Genomic DNA, 18,012 nt, shown 5'->3' on the forward strand with positions numbered 1-18,012 from the left:
CACAATGTAGCCCCGCCTCTTCACTCTCCCGGAATGCAACGTCCATCCGCATGTCGAGGAGGAGCCGCGTGAGGGCCACCTTGAACTCGGCCTCGCTCACCTCGACCGGATCAACACCCACGGACGTGTAGGTGATTGGTTCCCCATGCCCGGTATCCAGATGGACAACACGAGTGGTCGCGCACCCCACCCCAAGCCCAAGCAACAGTAGACCGACTCCTACGACCAGCCTCATGGCCGCCCCCCCGAAAGTCCAGATTCCAGAAAAGCAGGACCCGGACCCGCTTTGCGAGGCTCGTGGAGTCGCGAAGGGGCGCGTTCGTCATCCACTCGTCATCTCCCGTCCGAATCACCTCACGCCCGGCTGCTTCCTTCTTCCAGGCGTAGAGTGGGGGCGTGACGCCCGACTCCTTGGAGATTTCGTGGACGCGTCTTCGGGGATGAGCGTCTTCCTGGCAGTGGCCGAGGTGCGGAGCCTCCGCGGCGCTGGTGACCGTCTTGGCGTGAGCGGCTCGGCGGTGAGCCAGGCCCCGCGGCGGCTGGAGGATCGGTTCGGGGTGACGCTGGTGCAGCGGACCACGTGCAGCATCCGGCCGGCTTGGCGAAGTCATCGACCGGGAGGTTCGCGTGCCGCCTTACTGCCCAAGCAAGGGTGACGCCCTTCGGACGTCGGCCCGAGGGCCTTCAACGCCGTCAAGGAAGGCCACGCCTTATTCTTAAGCAGGGGTTTACAGGCCATTTGCTCCCTGGCGCCTAGTCCTCCGCGAGACGTGGATGTACCTCAGAAGACGGTGAGCGTGGCGAAGCGGCCGTGAGTGAAGTCGCCGTGCCAGAGGAGGAACAATGCAGAAGCGCAAACTTGGAAACAGCAACCTGGAGGTTTCCGCCATCGGCCTCGGCTGCATGGGCATGAGCTGGAGTTACGGCCCACCGAAGGACACCCAGGAGATGATCGCGCTCATCCGCGCAGCGGTCGATCGCGGCGTCACGTTCTTCGACACGGCGGAAGTGTACGGACCGCTGACGAACGAGGAACTCCTCAGCGAAGCCCTCGCGCCGTTTCGCGGGCGCGTCGTCATCGCGACGAAATTCGGGTTCGCGCCAGCTCACGAAGGGGAAGGGAGATGGAGCCTCATCAATAGCCGCCCGGAGCACATCAAGCAGGCCGCCGAAAGATCGTTGAAGCGGCTGAAGGTCGACGCGATCGACCTCTATTACCAACACCGCGTCGACCCAGCGGTACCGATCGAAGACGTCGCGGGCGCCGTGAAGGACCTCATTCGCGAGGGGAAGGTCAAACACTTCGGTCTCTCCGAAGCGGGGGCGCAGACGATCCGTCGCGCGCACGCGGTGCAGCCCGTCACCGCGCTCCAGAGCGAGTATTCGTTGTGGTGGCGCGAGCCCGAGACGAGCGTGTTGCCGACGCTCGAGGAACTGGGCATCGGCTTCGTGCCGTTCAGCCCGCTCGGCAAAGGCTTTCTGACCGGCAAGATCGACCCGACCACGACGTTCGATTCGAGCGATTTCCGGAGCACCCTCCCGCGGTTCCAGCCCGAGAACCTTCAGGCGAACCAGGCCTTCGTGGAGCTGCTCGCGCGGATCGCCAAGGAGAAGAACGCCACCCCCAGTCAGATCGCGCTCGCGTGGGTGCTCGCACGGAAACCGTGGATCGTACCGATCCCAGGGACGACGAAGCAGGCGCGCATGCTCGAGAACGCGGGCGCCGCCGACATCGTGCTCACGGCAAGCGACCTCCGCGAGATCGAGGACGGCGCCTCGCGTATCAAGCCGAGCGGGGACCGCTACCCGCCGCAACAGCAACGCCTGATCGATCGCTGAAGGGGTAGTGTAAGCCGTGGCGCCAAGAATTGGCGGCATCAATCCCTGGAAATGAATGCACATGAACCTCAGGCAATTCTTGATGGTGTGCGCGTCGGCGCTGGCGTTGTGCCTTGGCCCGCCCGCCCTGGCCCAGAAAGCGCAGGTCCCGTTCGTGCGACTGGAGGACCTGGAAATCGACCCCGCGCAGTTGGAAGGCTTCAAGGCAGCGGCTCGCGAGCATGCGGTGGCGACGCTTCGGATGGAGCGGGGCGTGCTGGCCCTCCATGCCGCGGCAGAGAAAGGCAACCCGGCCCGCATCCGTGTGTTCGAGATGTACGCGGACGAAAGGGCGTATCAAGCGCATCTGCGGACGCCGCATTTCCAGAGGTTTCGCTCTGTCACGGCCAAGGGGGTGTTGGCCCGCGGAATGTACGACGCGGTGCCTGTCCTGCTCGGCGCGAAGCCGCGGTTGCCTGCCAAAGCGCTCGTGCGTATCGCCGAGCTGGAGATCGATCCGGCCCAGCTCGAAGCCTACAAGGCCGCCGTGACGGAGGAGATCGACACCTCGATCCGCGTCGAAGCCGGCGTGCTGGCCATCTACTCGGTGGCCTTGAAAGAGAACCCGACCCATCTGCGGTTTTTCGAGATTTACGCGGACGAGAAGGCATACCGGCAGCACCTCGAGTCGCCGCACTTCAAGAAGTACGTGGACGTCACCAGGTCCATGATCACGGCGCGCAGGCTTTTCGAGACGGAGCCGCTCTCGCTCAGCGCGAAGCCACGGTGAGGCCGCTTTCACCCAAAGGAAGTGACATGAAGACGAAACGATCGCTTCTGCTCGCTGTACTGGCCGGCACGGCCATCGGCGCTCTTCCGGCCATGAGCCTGTACGCCCAGGCCGAGGCAAAGACCATGAAGATTCGACTGACGGTTGGAGAGAAGGTCCTGACGGCCACCCTGCGCGACAACGAGACCACGCGCGACTTCGTATCCCTGCTACCACTGACCCTGACCCTCGAGGACTACGCGGCAACCGAGAAGATCAGCGACTTGCCGAGGAGGCTGTCCACGAAGGGCTCGCCTCCAGGCACCGATGCCTCGGCCGGAGACATCGCCTACTACGCCCCCTGGGGGAATCTGGCCCTGTTCTACAGGGGCGCCGGCCATGCGAGCGGGCTCGTCACGCTCGGGAAGATCGACGGTGGCGTCGAAGCCTTGAGGGAGCCCGGTCCGCTGAAGGCGAGGATCGAGCTCGTCAAGTAGGTGAGCAGCACCACGCGCAAGCGCTCCTCGAGTTGGCGCACGGGCTGACGGGCCGGAGCCGCAAAGGCGCCGAGTCCGCCCACTCCGGACGTCTACGAGGAGTCCGTGCCCTCACCCAGGAGCCGTTCATGACGGGGGGCGACAGCCCAAACGGCCGCCGGTCAGCGCTCCTGGTCGGGGAAAATGAAAAGGGCCGGTCACTCGCGTGACCGGCCCTTTCCTTCTTCTGGAGCCGACACCCAGATTTGAACTGGGGACCTACTGATTACGAATCAGTTGCTCTACCGACTGAGCTATGTCGGCCCAACGAGGCCCTTCCGGCGTCACCGAAAGTGGGCGCGAAGTACCATGAGCATCCGGACACGGCAAGCACTTCTTTCGGGCCCCTCGCCACCCCCTCCCGGAAATTTTCCAGGACCCCGCGCACATACGGGCTCCGACGGCCCGTCCATGACACGCCGCGTTGGCTAACTACCTGAAAGTACTTGGGCTTTTACACCTTGACCGCAGCCCGCCCCGATTGACCACCGCGAGCGCCTATGCGCATAAGGGCCTTGCTTCTCCCCACGATCGCCTCAACCCCAAGGAGCGATTTTTCCCATGGCCAGTGAAGAGAACTTCATGCGCGCCCCGGCGCCGACGCCCAAGCGCACCGTCTACACGGAGGCGATGGAGATCTTCCATCGCGCCGCCGATCTCATCGGGCTGGACAAGCGCGTCCGTCTCGAGCTCGAGGAGCCCGACTACGAGCACATCTTCTACGTCACCGCGAAGCTGAAGGACCGCCTGGTGCCTCTGGCGCCCGAGCAGGCGCGCGACTTCGCGGACCTGCCGCCCACCCAGGTGCGCAACCCCGAGGGCCTCGAGCGCCTGGCCGACGGGAAGATCATCCTCAATGGCCGCGCCCTGCTCGGCTCGGACGTCTCCATCCGCCGCGGTCACCTGCGCCTTCCCGACGGCCACGTGTACCAGCTCGTTCCCGGCGAGTCCCAGCGCTTCAAGGCCTACCGCGTCCAGCACAACCAGGCGCGCGGCCCCTACAAGGGCGGCATCCGCTACCACCGCGAGGTGTCGCTGGACTTGTTCAAGGCGCTCGCCGCGGAGATGACCTGGAAGACGGCCATCTCCGAGGTGCCGTTTGGCGGGGGCAAGGGTGGCATCCAGATCGATCCGCGCTCGTACGGCCGGGAGGAGCTGGAGAACATCACCCTGCGCTTCATGTACAAGCTCAAGAGCATGATCGGCCCCAACATCGACATCCCCGCGCCGGACGTGGGGACCAACGGGGACATCATGGCGCTCATGTACCGGCAGTACTCGGACGGTGAGCGCGACCGCCACGGCATGCGCGGCATCGTCACGGGCAAGGACGTGCGCATCGGCGGCTCCGAGGGCCGCGCGGCCGCCACCGGCCAGGGCGTGGCGTACTGCATCGAGGACTACTACGCCGAGAAGGGCGAGAACCTGCGCGGCAAGAGCTTCATCCTCCAGGGCTTCGGCAACGTGGGCAGCCACGGCGCCGCCATCCTCCAGCGCATGGGCGCGCGCCTGCTCGCGGTGAACGACGCCGACGGCACCATCTACAACGGCGATGGCATCGACGTGCCCGCCCTGCTCGCCTACATCAACGACCCCAAGAACCTGCGCCGCAGCGTGGTGGGCTTCCCCGGCGCCCAGAAGATCGACAAGAAGGACTTCTGGGAGGTGCAGGCCGACATCTGCCTGCCCGCCGCCCTGGGTGGCGAAATCACCGCCGACGTGGCCGAGCGCCTCAAGGTGAAGCTCGTGGCCGAGGGCGCCAACGGCCCCACCACCCCGGACGCCGACCGCGTCCTGCAGAAGCGCGGCATCGACATGATCCCCGACATCATCGCCAACGCTGGCGGTGTGACGGTGAGCTACTACGAGTGGATCCAGAACAAGCGCATGGAGCGCTGGAGCGAGCCCGAGGTCAACCAGCGCCTCGAGCACGCCATGAAGCGCAACTACCGCATCATCCGCGACATCTCGCGCAACCAGGCGCGCCGCTCGGACACCCACGACAGCCGGCCGTTCTGCATCGGCAAGGAAGTGGACCCGCGCTGCGCCGCGATGATCCTCGCGCTCAAGCGCATCGAGGCCCACTACCTCCTCGAGGGCTTCTCCCAGTAGTCCCCCGCCTCCCGCCGTGAAGCACGAAGGGCACGGTCCGCACCCGACGCGGCCGTGCCCTTCGTCGTTTCCTCCCGGCGTGCTTCCCACCGGCCCGTCCGGGCTCAGTGCATGACGCGCTCGCGCGCCACCAGCAGCAGGGGCTGATCCTCCTGGACCTCATAGGCCACGATGCGCAGGCCCACGCCGCGGCTGTTGCCCTCGCGCCCGTCCTTGCGCCCGTACGCCAGCGCCACCTGGTAGCGTACCTCGCACAGGCACGTCATCTCCGTGCCGTCCTCGCCCGCGAACGTCACCTTCACCCGCTCTCCCAGCGTCAGGGGCTCGCGCGTCTCCACGAACAGGCCCTGCTGGCTGATGTTGCGGCCAATCCCCCGGCTCAACCCCCCCTCCGTGGAGAGGTAGATGGTGAAGACCTTGTCGAAACGCAGATGGGCGCGGCGCTCTCGGACCTGAACCTGTGCCAACGGGTGTCTCCGGGGGAGGTGGAAGTGGGCGAGAAACTACATGGTGAGAACATGTAGTCAAAATCTCCACCGACCCGTACCACCACGTACTGCTACGTACCCACATGCGGGTGTCCGGAGGCCCCCGAGAGTGGCAGCATCCGCGCGCCCCCATTTCCTGCCCCCTGCCTTGGAGAGGCCCCCATGAAACGATTCATCCTGGCCGTTGCCCTGTTGCTGCCATCGCTCGTCCTGGCGGACGCGGATCCCCGCTTCGCCCGGTTGAGGGATCAGGCCGAGCCCCTGGGGAGCCTGTCGGCGTTCCTGGACAAGTACGTGGGGGAGTGCAGTGGCCTGTTCGCGGGCCTGGGCTGCCGCGACGCCGCCGAGGCCTTCCGCAAACAGTATGAGGGCAAACGGCTATACATGATCGTCGGAGAGGACGTGGCGACGATGGTGCGCCCGGGCCCGTACCAGCCCGGCAGCGGCAACTACGTCATCGAGGTCACCCCGTCCTTCCCCGGAGGGGCCTACGTGCTCACCCAGGGGACACCCGGTCAGCTGGCGGCGGACGACAAGCCCCTGTTGCCCCCCCTGCGCGTCACGGGCACCACGCCGCCCGGGTGGAACGCCACCGACTTCATGCGCCTGTTCTCCTCGCGCCAGGTCCGGCTCCAGGTCATCTTCGCGCCGCAGACGCTCTGGGGACTGGAGCGCAAGCAGGGCAGCGGCAAGCAGTACGGCGTGTCCGCCCGCGTCGAGGCGCTGCTCTTGACGAACGCGCGCACCGGCGAGCCGCTCGGCCTGTGGTTCGCCGACGAGGCGAAGGCGAAGAAGAAGTAGCCGCGGCGGCGCGCTCAGGGCTCCAGCGCGACGTACTGTTGCCGCTCGCCGCGCTGGATGCGCAGCAGCACGGCGGCGCCCGTGCCCCGCTCCAGCGCGCCCTTCACCGCCCCCACGTCCTTCACCTTGCGGCGGTTGACCTCCGTCACCACGTCCCCGGGCTGCAGGCCCGCGCGGGCCGCCGCGGAGCGCGGCACCACCCCCGACACCAGCACCCCCGCGTAGGGCTCCAGGCCCAGGGGCGCCGCCACCTCGGGGGACACGTCGCGCAGCACCAGGCCGAAGTCGCCCAGGTTGCCGGGGCCCGACAGCGCCGACAGCACCTCCTGCGCCGGGCGGGCCGTCAGCTTCACCACCACGTCCTGCGACTCGCCCTCGCGCAAGAGCGTGAGCTTCACCTGGGTCTGCGGCGCCAGCATGGTCACCTTGCGCAGGAGCTGTTGGTAGGAGTCCACGGGCTTGCCGTTCACCCCCACCAGTTGATCCCCCGCTCGGATGCCCGCCTGCGCCGCCGGGCTGTTGCGGTACACCTGCTTGACGATCGCGGCGCGGGTGCCCACCTGGGACTGCTCGTCGATCACCACCCCCAGCCAGCCGCGCTGCAGCTGGCCGTTGCGGCTCAGGTTGGGCAGCAGATCCTTCACCATGTTGATGGGCACCGCGAAGCCAATGCCCTGCCCCTCGCTGATGATGGCCGTGTTCACGCCCACCACCTCGCCGCGCATGTTGAAGAGCGGCCCGCCCGAGTTGCCCGGGTTGATGAGGGCGTCCGTCTGGATGAAGTCATCGAAGGGGCCCACGCCGATCACCCGCTCCTTGGCGGAGATCATCCCGTGCGACACCGAGTGATCCAACCCGAACGGGTTGCCGATGGCCACCACCCAGTCGCCCACCTCCAGCCGGTCCGAGTCCCCCAGGTACACCGCCGGCAGCCCCCGCACGTCCTGACCCAGCAGCCGCAGGAGCGCCACGTCCGTGGACGCATCCCGTCCCACCACCTCGGAGAGGAACTCCCGCCCGTCGGACAGGCGCACCACGATCTCACTGGCCTCCACGTCCCCGCGCGCCACCACGTGGTTGTTCGTCACCACCAGGCCCTCCGGGGTGAGGAGGAAGCCCGAGCCGGTCGCCGAGCGCGCCGCGCCCATGACGGGGTTGTCCGCCCCCGAGGCGCTGATGTTCACCACGCCCGCCTCCACGGCCCGGATGAGCGGTGCCAGGGAGCTGGGAGGCACGAAGCCCGGCAGCATCGGCTCGCGCGAGGTCCACTCGCGCCACAGGCCCGTCGCGCCCTGCGGTCCCCGGGCCGTGTCTTGCGACCAGGCGGCGTGCTCGCGCGCCCGGGCCTCGAGCCAGGGCTCCAGCGCTCCCTGCTGCGCACCGGCCACCGACGCGGCGAGCATCAGCACCAGCAGGACGGTCCACGAGGCATGCGACGAGAAGGGGCGGAGGTTCACGGCTCGGATCATGTCGGGAGGAGCGAACAACCACCCGCCCCGCGTCTTCCCGGTGCATCCGGACTCGCGCGGCGGGGGGACTCACGACCCACCCTAGCCGCCCGCCCTCTCGGGAGGAACTCCTTCGAGGAACAACTCCCGGCGAACGGCTCAGGCCTTCGCGGGAGCGACGTACTTGGCCACCTTCACCCGCGCCGGGCGGATGATGCGGTCCTTCATCCGGTAGCCCGCCCGGGCCTCCGCCACCACCCGCTGATCCTCCTCGGGATTGGGGGTGATCTCCATGTCCGTGGCCTCGGCGGTGTTGGGATCGTACGGCTGACCCACCAACTGCAGCCGCTCGACGCCCGCCTGCTGCAATTTGCCGAGCAGTCCGTCGCGGATCATCTTCACGCCCTTGGCCAGGCCGGAAGAGGCATCGGCGCCGCCCAGGGAGAGGCTGAGATCCAACTCGTCCACCGCCTCGAGGAGCATCGTGGCCACCTTGCCCCGCTCCACGTCGAGCATGCGCTCGCGCTCACGCGACAGGCGCTGCTTGAACTCCTCGCGATCCTTCTCCAGCTCCTGGTAGGCGCGCGCCAGTTGGTCCACGCGGCGCCGGGTCGAGGCCAGCTCCGCCTGGAGGCGCTCCACCTCGGCCGAGGCCTCGGAGGGCGCCTGCGGCGGGGAGTCCGTCTGCGCGGACGCGTCGGGAGCCGCCTCGGGCGAGGTCACGACGGGCTCCTGCGCCTGCGTCTCCTGGGAGCGGTCGTCTGTCCGGGAATTGCCATTCATGGGGCGAACGTAACCAGCCCCCGTCCCGAGTCAACGCCCGTTCAAGGGCTTCTAGTGTTCGGCGGGCATCGCGGGATGTTCGGCCATGAACCCGTGGTCCACCTGGCCCGTCACCTCGTCGATGATCTCCACCTGGGCGGCCCGGAGCGAGTAGTAGAGCAGCCAGCGCTCGGCCGCCGTGAGGGTCCCCGCGGGCAGGGCCTCTTCAATCTCCTGGACCGTGAGCCGCCCATCCCGAAGGCCCCGGGCGAAGAGTGCCTTACGCGCCGTATAGCTCTTGCCGATTCTGTTTTCCACGGACGCTCCCTCCTTCCCATGCAACATAATTTCGCCCCTTCAACACCGCAGGCCACGCGGCGTGAAGGGGCGAAGGCCCGCTCAGGGGGCGGGCGAGTGAGCGCCCACCGTGTCCGTCCGCGCTACACGTCGGGGAGCGTGCCCCGGGCGTGCTGGGTGCCCGAGGGCGCCGGCTCGTCGGTGCCCACGGGGTGGGCGGAGACCACCTGGTGGGCCTCGGGATGCAAGAGGCCCCGCTCGGCGACGGCCTTGGGCCCGAGGATGGTGCGCAGCTCGTCCTCGTCCACCACCTCGGTGGCCAGCAGCCGGGCCGCCAGCGCCTCCACCTTGTCGCGGTGGTGGGTGAGCACCTGACGCGCCCGGTCGAGCGCCTCGGTGACCATCTTGCGGATCTCCTCGTCCACCATGCGCGCCGTCTGCTCGGAGTAGGTGCGCGTCTCCGGCAGGCCCGCGCCGCGCAGGAAGCCCGGGCCCTGATCCGGGCCCAGTGCCACCGGGCCCAGCGAACTCATGCCGTAGTCACGCACCATGAGCTTGGCGACGTCGGTGGCCTGCTTCAGGTCGTTGGAGGCACCCGTGGACACCTCGCCGATGAAGATCTCCTCGGCGGCGCGGCCGCCCATCATCGCGGCCATCTTGTCGCGCAGCTCGTCGAAGGACATGAGGTAGCGGTCCTCCAGCGGCATCGACATGGTGTAGCCCAGCGCGGCGATGCCCCGGGGGATGATGGAGACCTTCGTCACCCGCTCGGCGTGCGGCAGCATCCAGCCCACCACCGTGTGGCCCGCCTCGTGGTGCGCGACGATGTCCTTCTCGCGCTCGTTCATCCGGCGGTTCTTCTTCTGCAGACCCGCCACCACGCGCTCGATGGCCTCCTCGAAGTCCGCGCGCGTCACCGCGTCGCGGTTCTTGCGCGCGGCGAGCAGCGCCGCCTCGTTCACCACGTTGGCCAGGTCCGCTCCCGCGAAGCCCGGGGTGCGCGAGGCGATGGACTTGAGGTCCACGTCCGGCCCCAGCTTCACGCCCTTGGAGTGGATCTCCAGCACCCGCTCGCGGCCACGCTTGTCCGGACGGTCCACCAGCACCTGCCGATCGAAGCGGCCCGGACGCATGAGCGCGCTGTCCAGGATCTCCGGACGGTTGGTCGCCGCCAGGATGATGAGGCCCGCGCGGCTGTCGAAGCCGTCCATCTCGGCGAGCAGCTGGTTGAGCGTCTGCTCGCGCTCGTCATGGCCACCCGCCACGCCCGAGTTGCGGCTCTTGCCGATGGCGTCCAGCTCGTCGATGAAGATGATGCACGGCGCCTTGGACGTGGCCTGGGCGAACAGGTCGCGCACCCGGGCGGCGCCCACGCCGACGAACATCTCCACGAACTCGGAGCCGGACAGGCTGAAGAAGGGCACCCCGGCCTCGCCCGCTACCGCGCGCGCCAGCAGCGTCTTGCCCGTGCCCGGAGGGCCCACCAGGAGCACGCCCTTGGGAATGCGCCCGCCCAGGCGGCGGAACTTCTCCGGCGTCTTGAGGAACTCGACGATCTCCCGCAGCTCGTCGACGGCCTCGTCCACGCCCGCCACGTCCTTGAAGCCCACGCCCGTGTCGGCCTCGGCCTGCACCTTGGCGCGCGTCTTCCCGAAGCTCATGACGCTCTGCGGCCCCTGGCCCATGCCCCCGGCCATGCGGCGCATCATGAAGCTCCAGAAGAAGAAGGCCAGGCCCAGCGGCACCAGCCACACCCACAGCACGTCGGAGAAATTCGACTGGGGCACCGCCTCGTACTGCACGCCCTTCTCCTCCAGGAGCGGCACGAGATCGTTGTCCCCCTGGACCCGGTAGGCCAGCCACGGCAAGGCGCCCGGCTCGCCGCGCAGCGGTCCTCCCACGCCGCCCCCCTGTCCCGAGGCGTCCGTCGCGGGCGCGGCCCCGTCCTTGAGGTAGCCCTTCACCCACTCGGGCGACAGCTGCACGCGCGAGAACTTGCCTTCCGAGAGCGACTCGCGGAACCGGCTGTACGTCACCCGCTGCACGCCCGCGTCCTGGAAGACATTGCGGAAGAGCATGAAGCCCAGAACGAGCAGAAGGATGTAACCCAGCGGGGATCCGAACCGGAACCCCTTGGGAGTAGGAGTCGGTGACTTGTCCTGCTTCTTGCCGCGTGGGGTTCCACCCGGCGGTATCGTGTTCTCGGGCTTCATCAGTGGCGCACTCCCCGTCCCCCTGCCACGCACCCCTGTGGTACGCGGTACGACTTCCGTGTGGGGCAAAGATGGCCACAGCCGCCCGGCGGTCAACCCGGCATCCCGAGTACACCCCGCCAAGAAGTCTCCCGAGGTGTCACTTCCTGTCCCTTCCGCAGGGAACACTGCCGAGTGGTGGACAGTGTTCACCCCAGGACGTCCCCTCGGGACGCTCCGCTCAGCGGCAGTCCATCCGGTACAGGCGTTGTCCGGCGAACTCGGAGCCAATCAGGTAGGAGCGGTCCGCGCCTGCGTCCCCGGGCAGCCAGGTGATGGCCTCGGACTGCGCCTGGCTCGCGCCGGGCACCTCGACGACCGGGCCCTGGAGCAGCTCCTCCATGCGCGAGGCCCCGGGGCGGCGCACCTCCCACACCCGGGTATAAGTGCGCAGCAGCAGGCGCTGCCCCGAGGGGTGGAGCGCCGCGGCGGTGGTTCGCCTGTCGACGTTGCCCGGCGAGCGCAGCGTCCCCAGGTGCGAGGCCCTGGCCACCGAGCCCGGAGCGAGCCCCTGCAGCGCGAAGACCTCGCCCAGCGAGTCACCCTCCTTGGTGATGAGCACCGGCCGGCCCGTGCCCGGCTCGATGACGAGGGCCTCGCAGTCGTGCGCCCGGTCCGGCCAGGTGAAGGGCAGCTCCTCCACGGCCAGCGTCGCATCGGCCACCTGCTCCGGCTCGGGGAAGCGCAAGAGGCGCACCTGATCTCGGCGCTCGAAGTTGTCCCCCGTGTCGGCCAGGTACACGCACGTGCGCGCGTCTCCCGGCGCACACGGCCCCAGGGCGATGTCCTCGAGGTCCATGTCCTCGGGATCGGCGCCGGTGAGCGTCAGCGTGGCGAGCGGCTTGCCCGTCTCGTCGATGGCGAAGACCTGGAACGCGTTGCCCGAGTCGTTGTGCGCCCACAACACGCCCGGATGCCGGACGCTCGCGGCGAGCCCGGACATCTCGGCGAGCACGAGCGGCACGCGGCCCACGGCCCGGGGCTCGCCATAGAGGCGGCACCCCGGCATGTCCTCGGCGGGGGCATAGCGCGAGGAGGGCGCGGAGCCGGACGCCTCCAGGTTGGAGGGCTTGGGTGCCCTGCAGGCCGCCAGCAGCCCCCCGAGCAGCACCAGGGCGAGGGCCCGGCGCACGTCAGGCTTCCAGACCCAGCAGCTTGGCCAGCGTCTTCGCGTCCGCGTCGGGGAACTGGTACTTCGACATGTCCTCGAGCTTCACCCAGCAGTGGTCATGCACGCGCAGGTGTTTGATGTCCGACTCGGGGCTGGCGAGCCGACAGCGGTACACCCGGAAGTCGATGTCATAGGAGGGGTACTCGTGGTGGGTGTGCAGGGCCTGCTCCAGCACCTCCACCTCCACGCCCATCTCCTCGCGGATCTCCCGGGCGAGCGCCTGCTCGTCGGACTCCGCCTCCTCGACGCGGCCCCCGGGGAACTCCCACAACAGCGGCAGCGTCGCCTTGGGGGGACGCTGGGTGATGAGGTAGCGCCCCTCGGCGTTCTGCAGCATCGCGCCGACGACGCGGATGTGACGGCGAGCCATCTCCCGACTCCTTCTGACACACCAGTAGATAAGAGGAAGGCGGCGGACTAGCACGGCCCGTACCCCGGGGCCAAGGGCTCAGGGACCTTTGGGCCCCCCGCCCCCCGGGCGCTCCTTCCCTCCCCCCCTCCCCCGGCGGGCCTCGTCCCCCGTGTTCTCCAGGTCTCCCGGCACCGGCCCCTCCAGGGCCGCCACCTCGGCCACCAGCTCGGGGCGCCCATAGCGCCATCCCTTGGACCACACATGATCCCTCAGGACCCGGGCCAGTTCCGCCCCCGTGGCGAAGCGTTCCTCACGCCGGGGAGCCAGCAGCCGGCGGAGCACGGCCCGGGGCAGCTCGGGCAGCCCCTGGATGGCCGCCTCCACCTGCTCGGAGCGCAGCTCGCGCATGCGCTTGAGCAGGTCCGCGGTGCGCGGCGCGCTCAGCTCCTCCAGCCCCCCCCAGCCCGACTCGCCCCGCGCGCGCAACTGGCGGCCGAGCAGCTCCGCCTCGTGGCGTTGCTCGGCGTCCAGCAGGTGCCGGCCGGTGAGCAGCTGGAGGAAGACGAGCCCCAGGGAGAAGAGATCCGAGCGCCCGTCGAGCTGATCCAGGTTGGCCCGCTCCGGCGAGCTGTAGGACACGTTGCCCAGGTCACTGTCGCCCTCGGTGGAGATGCGCCCCTCCAACCGGGACCAGGCCGCCCCGAAGTCCACCAGCTTCACCTCGCCCTCCCGGCCCAGGAGGATGCCCTGGGGCGTCACGTCCCGGTGGACGATGCCCAGGTGCCGCCCCTTGTCGTCCACCAGGGTGTGCGCGTAGTGCAGCCCCTCGGCGACCTCGGCCGTCACGTAGCAGGCGAACGCCTCGGAGAAGTCGCGGCCCGCGCGCTCGGCCCGGCGCATCACGTCCCCCAGGCGCTGGCCCTCGGTGTACTCCACGAAGAGCAGGGGCTCGGCCGCGCTGCCCCCGAGCATCTGCACCGCGAGGATGTTGGGGTGGCGCATCTGCCCCGCCAGGCGCGCCTCCTCCACCAGCCGCTGGTAGTCCTCCTGGCGCACCACGCGGTTGAGCCGCTTGACCACCGTGTAGCCCCCCAGCCCCCCCGCGTAGCGCTGACGCGTGAGCAACAGTTCCCCATGGTGGCCCTGCCCCAGCGAACGCACGAGCTCGAAGCTCGCCATTCCGGTTTCGATCACCACGGGGGGGGACGGCTTGGGGGAGGGATCCGGATTCTGCCGACTCGACATGACGACGCGCTCCTTTGGGGGTATCCGCCAGATGACTCCAAAGGTAAACATGCGGACCCCGAAGGACCAAGAACGATGATGCTTCCGGGGGAGCCGCCCCCCACCTACCGACCTCGAAAGTCGGGCCTGACTCGCGGAATGACTCTTGAAGTCACTCTTTTTCCAGCTATCTTGGAAGTCACTCCGGGCCCGGATGTACCGGGCCGGAAGACTTCCACTCGTCTCTTCAGGACCGCACGGCATGGCACTCCCACGAGGACTGGCATCGACCATCGGGACCGCGGCCCGGGCGGCTCGAGTCCGCGCCAATCTCACCCAGGAAGACGTCGCCGAGCGGGTGGGACTCGCCACCGAGGTCTACGGACGGCTGGAGCGCGGCGGGATGCTGCCGAGCGTGCCCACCTTGAAGAAACTGTGTGAAATCCTCCGCATCCCCTCGGACGTGCTGCTGGGGCTGACGCCCGCGCAGGAGAACTTCTGGACGAAGGAGACACCCGCCCGGCCCACCGAGGAGCCCGTGGAGATCCGCCGCCTGGTGCGCACGGTGAAGAAGCTGGAGCCCGCCGAGTTCCGCCTGCTCAGCCTGATCGCCACCGGCTTGTTGCGCCTGCGGATCGTGCGCCAGGGCCGCCCCGCCCCCCCCGGTCCCCCCCGCCCCTCTTAGAGGAGGAGGAGGCCCCGCCATCGGAGTTCGCGCCCGGACAGCGGCCGGACGGCCAGGGGCCATGCCCGCCCGCCGTCCCCGGTTTCACTGGGCAACACCCGGTCCGGGACGATAGGTAGGCTCGGCCCCCAGGAACCCCCATGACCGCCGCCCTCCTCTCCCTCACCCTGTTGCTCGCCTCGGGACAGTACGCGCCCCAGCAGGCTGGAAGTGAACCCCTCGCGCCGCCCCTGGAGGCCCGCGTCCAGGTGCTCGGCAAGGAGCTGCGCTGCGCGGTGTGCCAGGGCCTGTCCGTCGCCGACAGCCCCTCCTCCATGGCGCGCGCCCAGCTCGACAAGATTCGCGAGCTGGTCACCGAGGGCAAGACGGACCAGGAGGTGCGCGACTACTTCGTCGCCCGCTATGGCGAGTGGGTGCTCCTGCAGCCCAAGGCCGAGGGCGTCAACCTGCTCGTGTGGCTGGGCCCCCTCGTGCTGCTGCTCGGCGGCGGCTTCGTCATCTTCCGGCAGGTGCGGCACCCGCCCGCCCCGGCCCCCTCCCCGGCCGCGCCCACCCCCTCCAGCCCCGCCCCCTCCGACGACTCCGTGGACCCGTACCTCGCGGCCGTGCGCCGGGAGATGGATCAATGAACCCCCCCACCAACTGGACTCCTGGCCTCGCCGTGCTCGCGGTGGGTGTCATCGCCGCGGTGCTCTTCCTGCTCACCCAGCGCCGCAAGGGCGCGCCCTCCGCCTCGCGCGATGACGTGCTCGAGGACCTGGAGCGGCGCTACCAGTCGCGCATCGAGCAGCTCAAGGAGCTCGCGGCGGACAAGCACACCCTGGCGCCCGAGCGCTACGAGGCGGAGCGCTCCCGGCTGGAGCAGGAGGCCGTGGCCGCCCTGCGCGCCCGGGACGAGCACCTCAAGGCCCGCGACAAGGCGCCCGCCCCCTCCACGCCCGCCCCTGCCCCCACCGGATTGCTGTCGCCGCAGTTCAAGGGCGCGCTGTGGGGCGGTGGCATCGTGCTGTTCTTCGGAGTGCTGGGCTACACGCTCGTGTCCGAGCAGCACCCGCGGGGCGAGAACGAGGCGGCCACGGGCCGCGTGCCTCCGGGGGCCATGGGCTCGGCGGACGCGCAGCAGCAGGGCGCGCCCCAGATGGACTCGGAGCTGCAGCAGGCCTGGGAGAAGTTGCAGAAGAATCCCGCGGACCTGGAGTCCGCCTCCATCGTGAGCCACGAGCTCATCCGCAACCAGATGTACGAGGAGGCCGAGCGCGTCACCCTGCGCGCCCTGGCGGTGGATCCCTTCAACGTGGAGCTGCGCGTGCACCAGGGCGTGCTCCTGGCCGTGCGCGGTGACGAGTCCGGCGCGCGGCGCGAGTTGCTGCGGCTGGCGGACACCTACCCGGACGCGCAGGAGGGACTGCTGTTCCTGGGCGCGCTCGCCATGAAGCAGGGCGACAAGGCCGCGGCCCTGGAGTCCTTCGAGCGCTTCGCGGTCGAGGTGCCCAGCAGCATGCACCCGCCGCCCCTGCTCGCCGCCATCCAGCAGCTGCGTGCCGAGCTGGGCCGCTAAGGCCCGGCCACATCGGTCCGAGTCCCGATAGTCGGGACAAGGCCGTCAGCGGCCACTGACCCGAAAAAATGGGGGCCCGTCTCTCTCTCCTCGGTATTCCCATCCGAGGAGTGTGGACATGGCCGTATCACCCCGGACGAGCGCGTCCCGGTCAGGGTTTCAGTGTCTCGTCGCCATCGCGTTGCTGTGCCTGTTCCCCGCGCTGTCCCAGGCGGCGGATCGCGGTGCCTGGGCGCCGAACGTCAGCTACGCGGTGAGCGACATCGTGACGTATGGCGGCAAGGGCTATGACTGCCGCCAGAACCATACGTCGCTGCTTGGCTGGGAGCCGCCCAATGTCCCGGCGCTGTGGTTGGAGCGCACGGGCACCCCGCCGCCGACGGATACGCAGGCCCCCACGGCGCCCTCGGGACTGACCTCGCCGGGCAAGACGTCCAACAGCGTGTCGCTCACGTGGACGGGCTCCACGGACAACGTGGGCGTCACCGGCTACGAGGTGTCCTTCAGCGGCGGCGGCGTGTCCGGGGCCGCCACCAGCACCACGACGAGCGCGACGGTGTCCGGGCTCTCGGCCAACACCACGTACACCTTCACCGTGAAGGCCCGCGACGCCGCCGGCAACCGCTCCGCCGCCAGCTCCGCATACAGCACGACGACGTCTCCGGTGACGGATCCCCCCCCGCCGCCCACGGGTGACGTTCCCAGCAAGATCCTCGTCGGCTACTGGCACAACTTCGACAACGGCTCGGGCTTCATCCGGCTGCGCAACGTCTCCACCAAGTGGGACGTCATCAACGTCTCCTTCGCCGAGCCGACCAATGGCTCCACCGGCGGCACCATCGGCTTCACGCCCTACGGCACCTCCGAGGCGGACTTCAAGGCGGACGTCGCCTACCTCAAGAGCCTGGGCAAGAAGGTCATCATCTCCATCGGCGGCGCCAACGGCCAGGTGCGGCTGGAGACGACCGCGGCGCGCGATGCCTTCGTCAACTCCATGCGATCCATCATCGAGAAGTACGGCTTCGATGGCATGGACATCGACTTCGAGGGGCACTCGCTGTCCATCAACCCCGGGGACGCGGACTTCAAGAATCCGAAGACGCCCGTGGTGGTCAACCTCATCTCCGCCATCCGCTCTCTGCGCAACCACTTCGGCACGAAGTTCCTGCTCACCATGGCGCCCGAGACGTTCTTCGTGCAGCTCGGCTATGCGTTCTACGGCGGCACCTGCTCCGGCTGTGACACCCGTGCCGGGGCCTACCTGCCCGTGATCTACGCCGTGCGCGACATCCTGAGCTGGCTCCAGGTCCAGGACTACAACTCCGGCCCCATCACCGGGCTCGACGACCAGTACCACAACATGGGCAACGCGGACTTCCACGTGGCCATGACGGACATGCTGCTCACGGGCTTCCCCGTGGGACGCAACGCGAACAACGTCTTCCCCGCGCTCCGCCCGGATCAGGTGGTCATCGGCCTGCCCGCCAATGGCGACGCGGGTGGCGGCTACACGACGCCCGCCGAGGTCCAGCGCGCCGTGAACGCCCTCGTCAAGGGCACATCCATCGGCACGTACACCGTGCGCAGCTCGCCCGCCAACAACAAGAGCTTCCGCGGCCTCATGTCCTGGTCGGTGAACTGGGATGCCTTCGCCAACTACGAGTTCACCAACAGCCACCGTCCCTACCTGGACTCGCTGAAGTAGGCATTGAAGCCAGGGCGGGCCCAGCCCCGGGCCC

The 18,012-nt window shown here is 68.9% G+C and carries 18 protein-coding genes, 1 tRNA gene and 1 pseudogene; 10 read left to right on the forward strand and 10 right to left on the reverse strand.

Annotated features, from left to right (window positions below):
• Positions 1 to 13: 13 nt before the first annotated feature.
• Positions 14 to 235: pseudogene (locus tag D187_RS59545) on the reverse strand (AHH domain-containing protein); the annotation flags it as partial.
• Between the two features lie 205 nt (positions 236 to 440).
• Here D187_RS59545 and D187_RS52340 point away from each other — a divergent pair.
• The 4 genes from D187_RS52340 to D187_RS15530 all read left to right on the forward strand — a co-directional run bounded on the left by D187_RS52340 (position 441) and on the right by D187_RS15530 (position 3,084).
• Entirely contained in the window at positions 441 to 656 is a 216-nt protein-coding gene (locus tag D187_RS52340) for a helix-turn-helix domain-containing protein (RefSeq protein WP_081713707.1), read from the forward strand.
• Positions 657 to 843: 187 nt separating this feature from the next.
• Positions 844 to 1,839: an aldo/keto reductase gene (locus tag D187_RS15515; RefSeq protein ID WP_002626309.1), complete on the forward strand. Its 996-nt coding sequence runs from the start codon at positions 844 to 846 to the stop codon at positions 1,837 to 1,839.
• 61 nt (positions 1,840 to 1,900) lie between these two features.
• Positions 1,901 to 2,608, forward strand: a complete 708-nt coding sequence (locus D187_RS57850) for a putative quinol monooxygenase (RefSeq protein ID WP_002626310.1) — start codon at positions 1,901 to 1,903, stop codon at positions 2,606 to 2,608.
• Positions 2,609 to 2,634: 26 nt separating this feature from the next.
• On the forward strand, positions 2,635 to 3,084 hold the full coding sequence (locus D187_RS15530; RefSeq protein WP_002626311.1) for a cyclophilin-like fold protein: 450 nt from the start codon (positions 2,635 to 2,637) through the stop codon (positions 3,082 to 3,084).
• A 227-nt stretch (positions 3,085 to 3,311) separates the two neighbouring features.
• Here D187_RS15530 and D187_RS15535 read toward each other — a convergent pair.
• A tRNA-Thr gene (locus D187_RS15535) sits at positions 3,312 to 3,387 on the reverse strand.
• A gap of 297 nt (positions 3,388 to 3,684) precedes the next feature.
• On the opposite strand from D187_RS15535, the gene D187_RS15540 reads away from it, so the two are divergent.
• Positions 3,685 to 5,235 (forward strand): Glu/Leu/Phe/Val family dehydrogenase, encoded by a 1,551-nt coding sequence (locus D187_RS15540; RefSeq protein ID WP_002626312.1) that lies wholly within the window; start codon positions 3,685 to 3,687, stop codon positions 5,233 to 5,235.
• A 104-nt stretch (positions 5,236 to 5,339) separates the two neighbouring features.
• Here the strand turns inward: D187_RS15540 and D187_RS15545 are convergent, their stop codons facing one another.
• Positions 5,340 to 5,702, reverse strand: a complete 363-nt coding sequence (locus tag D187_RS15545; RefSeq protein WP_002626313.1) for a PilZ domain-containing protein — start codon at positions 5,700 to 5,702, stop codon at positions 5,340 to 5,342.
• Between the two features lie 183 nt (positions 5,703 to 5,885).
• On the opposite strand from D187_RS15545, the gene D187_RS15550 reads away from it, so the two are divergent.
• Complete coding sequence (locus tag D187_RS15550) at positions 5,886 to 6,524, forward strand: DUF6066 family protein (RefSeq protein ID WP_002626314.1); 639 nt, start codon at positions 5,886 to 5,888, stop codon at positions 6,522 to 6,524.
• A 14-nt stretch (positions 6,525 to 6,538) separates the two neighbouring features.
• On the opposite strand, the gene D187_RS15555 is transcribed toward D187_RS15550, so the two are convergent.
• The 7 genes from D187_RS15555 to D187_RS15585 form a co-directional block, all read right to left on the reverse strand.
• Positions 6,539 to 7,993: a trypsin-like peptidase domain-containing protein gene (locus D187_RS15555; protein WP_051256378.1), complete on the reverse strand. Its 1,455-nt coding sequence runs from the start codon at positions 7,991 to 7,993 to the stop codon at positions 6,539 to 6,541.
• A 138-nt stretch (positions 7,994 to 8,131) separates the two neighbouring features.
• Positions 8,132 to 8,755, reverse strand: coding sequence for a nucleotide exchange factor GrpE (locus D187_RS15560; RefSeq protein WP_002626316.1), 624 nt, complete (start codon positions 8,753 to 8,755; stop codon positions 8,132 to 8,134).
• A 51-nt stretch (positions 8,756 to 8,806) separates the two neighbouring features.
• Entirely contained in the window at positions 8,807 to 9,052 is a 246-nt protein-coding gene (locus D187_RS15565; protein WP_002626317.1) for a hypothetical protein, read from the reverse strand.
• A gap of 122 nt (positions 9,053 to 9,174) precedes the next feature.
• On the reverse strand, positions 9,175 to 11,244 hold the full coding sequence (gene ftsH, locus D187_RS15570) for an ATP-dependent zinc metalloprotease FtsH (RefSeq protein ID WP_002626318.1): 2,070 nt from the start codon (positions 11,242 to 11,244) through the stop codon (positions 9,175 to 9,177).
• Between the two features lie 220 nt (positions 11,245 to 11,464).
• Positions 11,465 to 12,415 carry a hypothetical protein gene (locus D187_RS15575; protein WP_002626320.1) on the reverse strand — a complete coding sequence of 317 codons (951 nt, stop codon included), beginning with the start codon at positions 12,413 to 12,415 and terminating at the stop codon, positions 11,465 to 11,467.
• A gap of 1 nt (position 12,416) precedes the next feature.
• Positions 12,417 to 12,824 (reverse strand): (deoxy)nucleoside triphosphate pyrophosphohydrolase, encoded by a 408-nt coding sequence (locus D187_RS15580; protein ID WP_002626322.1) that lies wholly within the window; start codon positions 12,822 to 12,824, stop codon positions 12,417 to 12,419.
• Positions 12,825 to 12,902: 78 nt separating this feature from the next.
• Entirely contained in the window at positions 12,903 to 14,051 is a 1,149-nt protein-coding gene (locus D187_RS15585; RefSeq protein WP_002626323.1) for a serine/threonine-protein kinase, read from the reverse strand.
• Positions 14,052 to 14,292: 241 nt separating this feature from the next.
• Between D187_RS15585 and D187_RS15590 the strand changes: the two genes are divergently transcribed.
• From D187_RS15590 to D187_RS15605, 4 genes are all read left to right on the forward strand, one after another.
• Positions 14,293 to 14,715: a helix-turn-helix transcriptional regulator gene (locus D187_RS15590; RefSeq protein ID WP_051256379.1), complete on the forward strand. Its 423-nt coding sequence runs from the start codon at positions 14,293 to 14,295 to the stop codon at positions 14,713 to 14,715.
• Positions 14,716 to 14,855: 140 nt separating this feature from the next.
• The gene (locus D187_RS15595; RefSeq protein WP_002626329.1) at positions 14,856 to 15,344 is read left to right on the forward strand and encodes a cytochrome c-type biogenesis protein; all 489 of its coding nucleotides are present in this window, start codon (positions 14,856 to 14,858) and stop codon (positions 15,342 to 15,344) included.
• On the forward strand, positions 15,341 to 16,273 hold the full coding sequence (locus D187_RS15600; protein WP_002626330.1) for a tetratricopeptide repeat protein: 933 nt from the start codon (positions 15,341 to 15,343) through the stop codon (positions 16,271 to 16,273). Before D187_RS15595 ends, D187_RS15600 begins: the two co-directional genes overlap by 4 nt.
• Positions 16,274 to 16,391: 118 nt before the next feature.
• Positions 16,392 to 17,978: a chitinase gene (locus D187_RS15605; protein WP_002626331.1), complete on the forward strand. Its 1,587-nt coding sequence runs from the start codon at positions 16,392 to 16,394 to the stop codon at positions 17,976 to 17,978.
• Positions 17,979 to 18,012: the final 34 nt, after the last annotated feature.

The organism is Cystobacter fuscus DSM 2262 (assembly GCF_000335475.2).
GTDB classification, from domain to species: domain Bacteria; phylum Myxococcota; class Myxococcia; order Myxococcales; family Myxococcaceae; genus Cystobacter; species Cystobacter fuscus.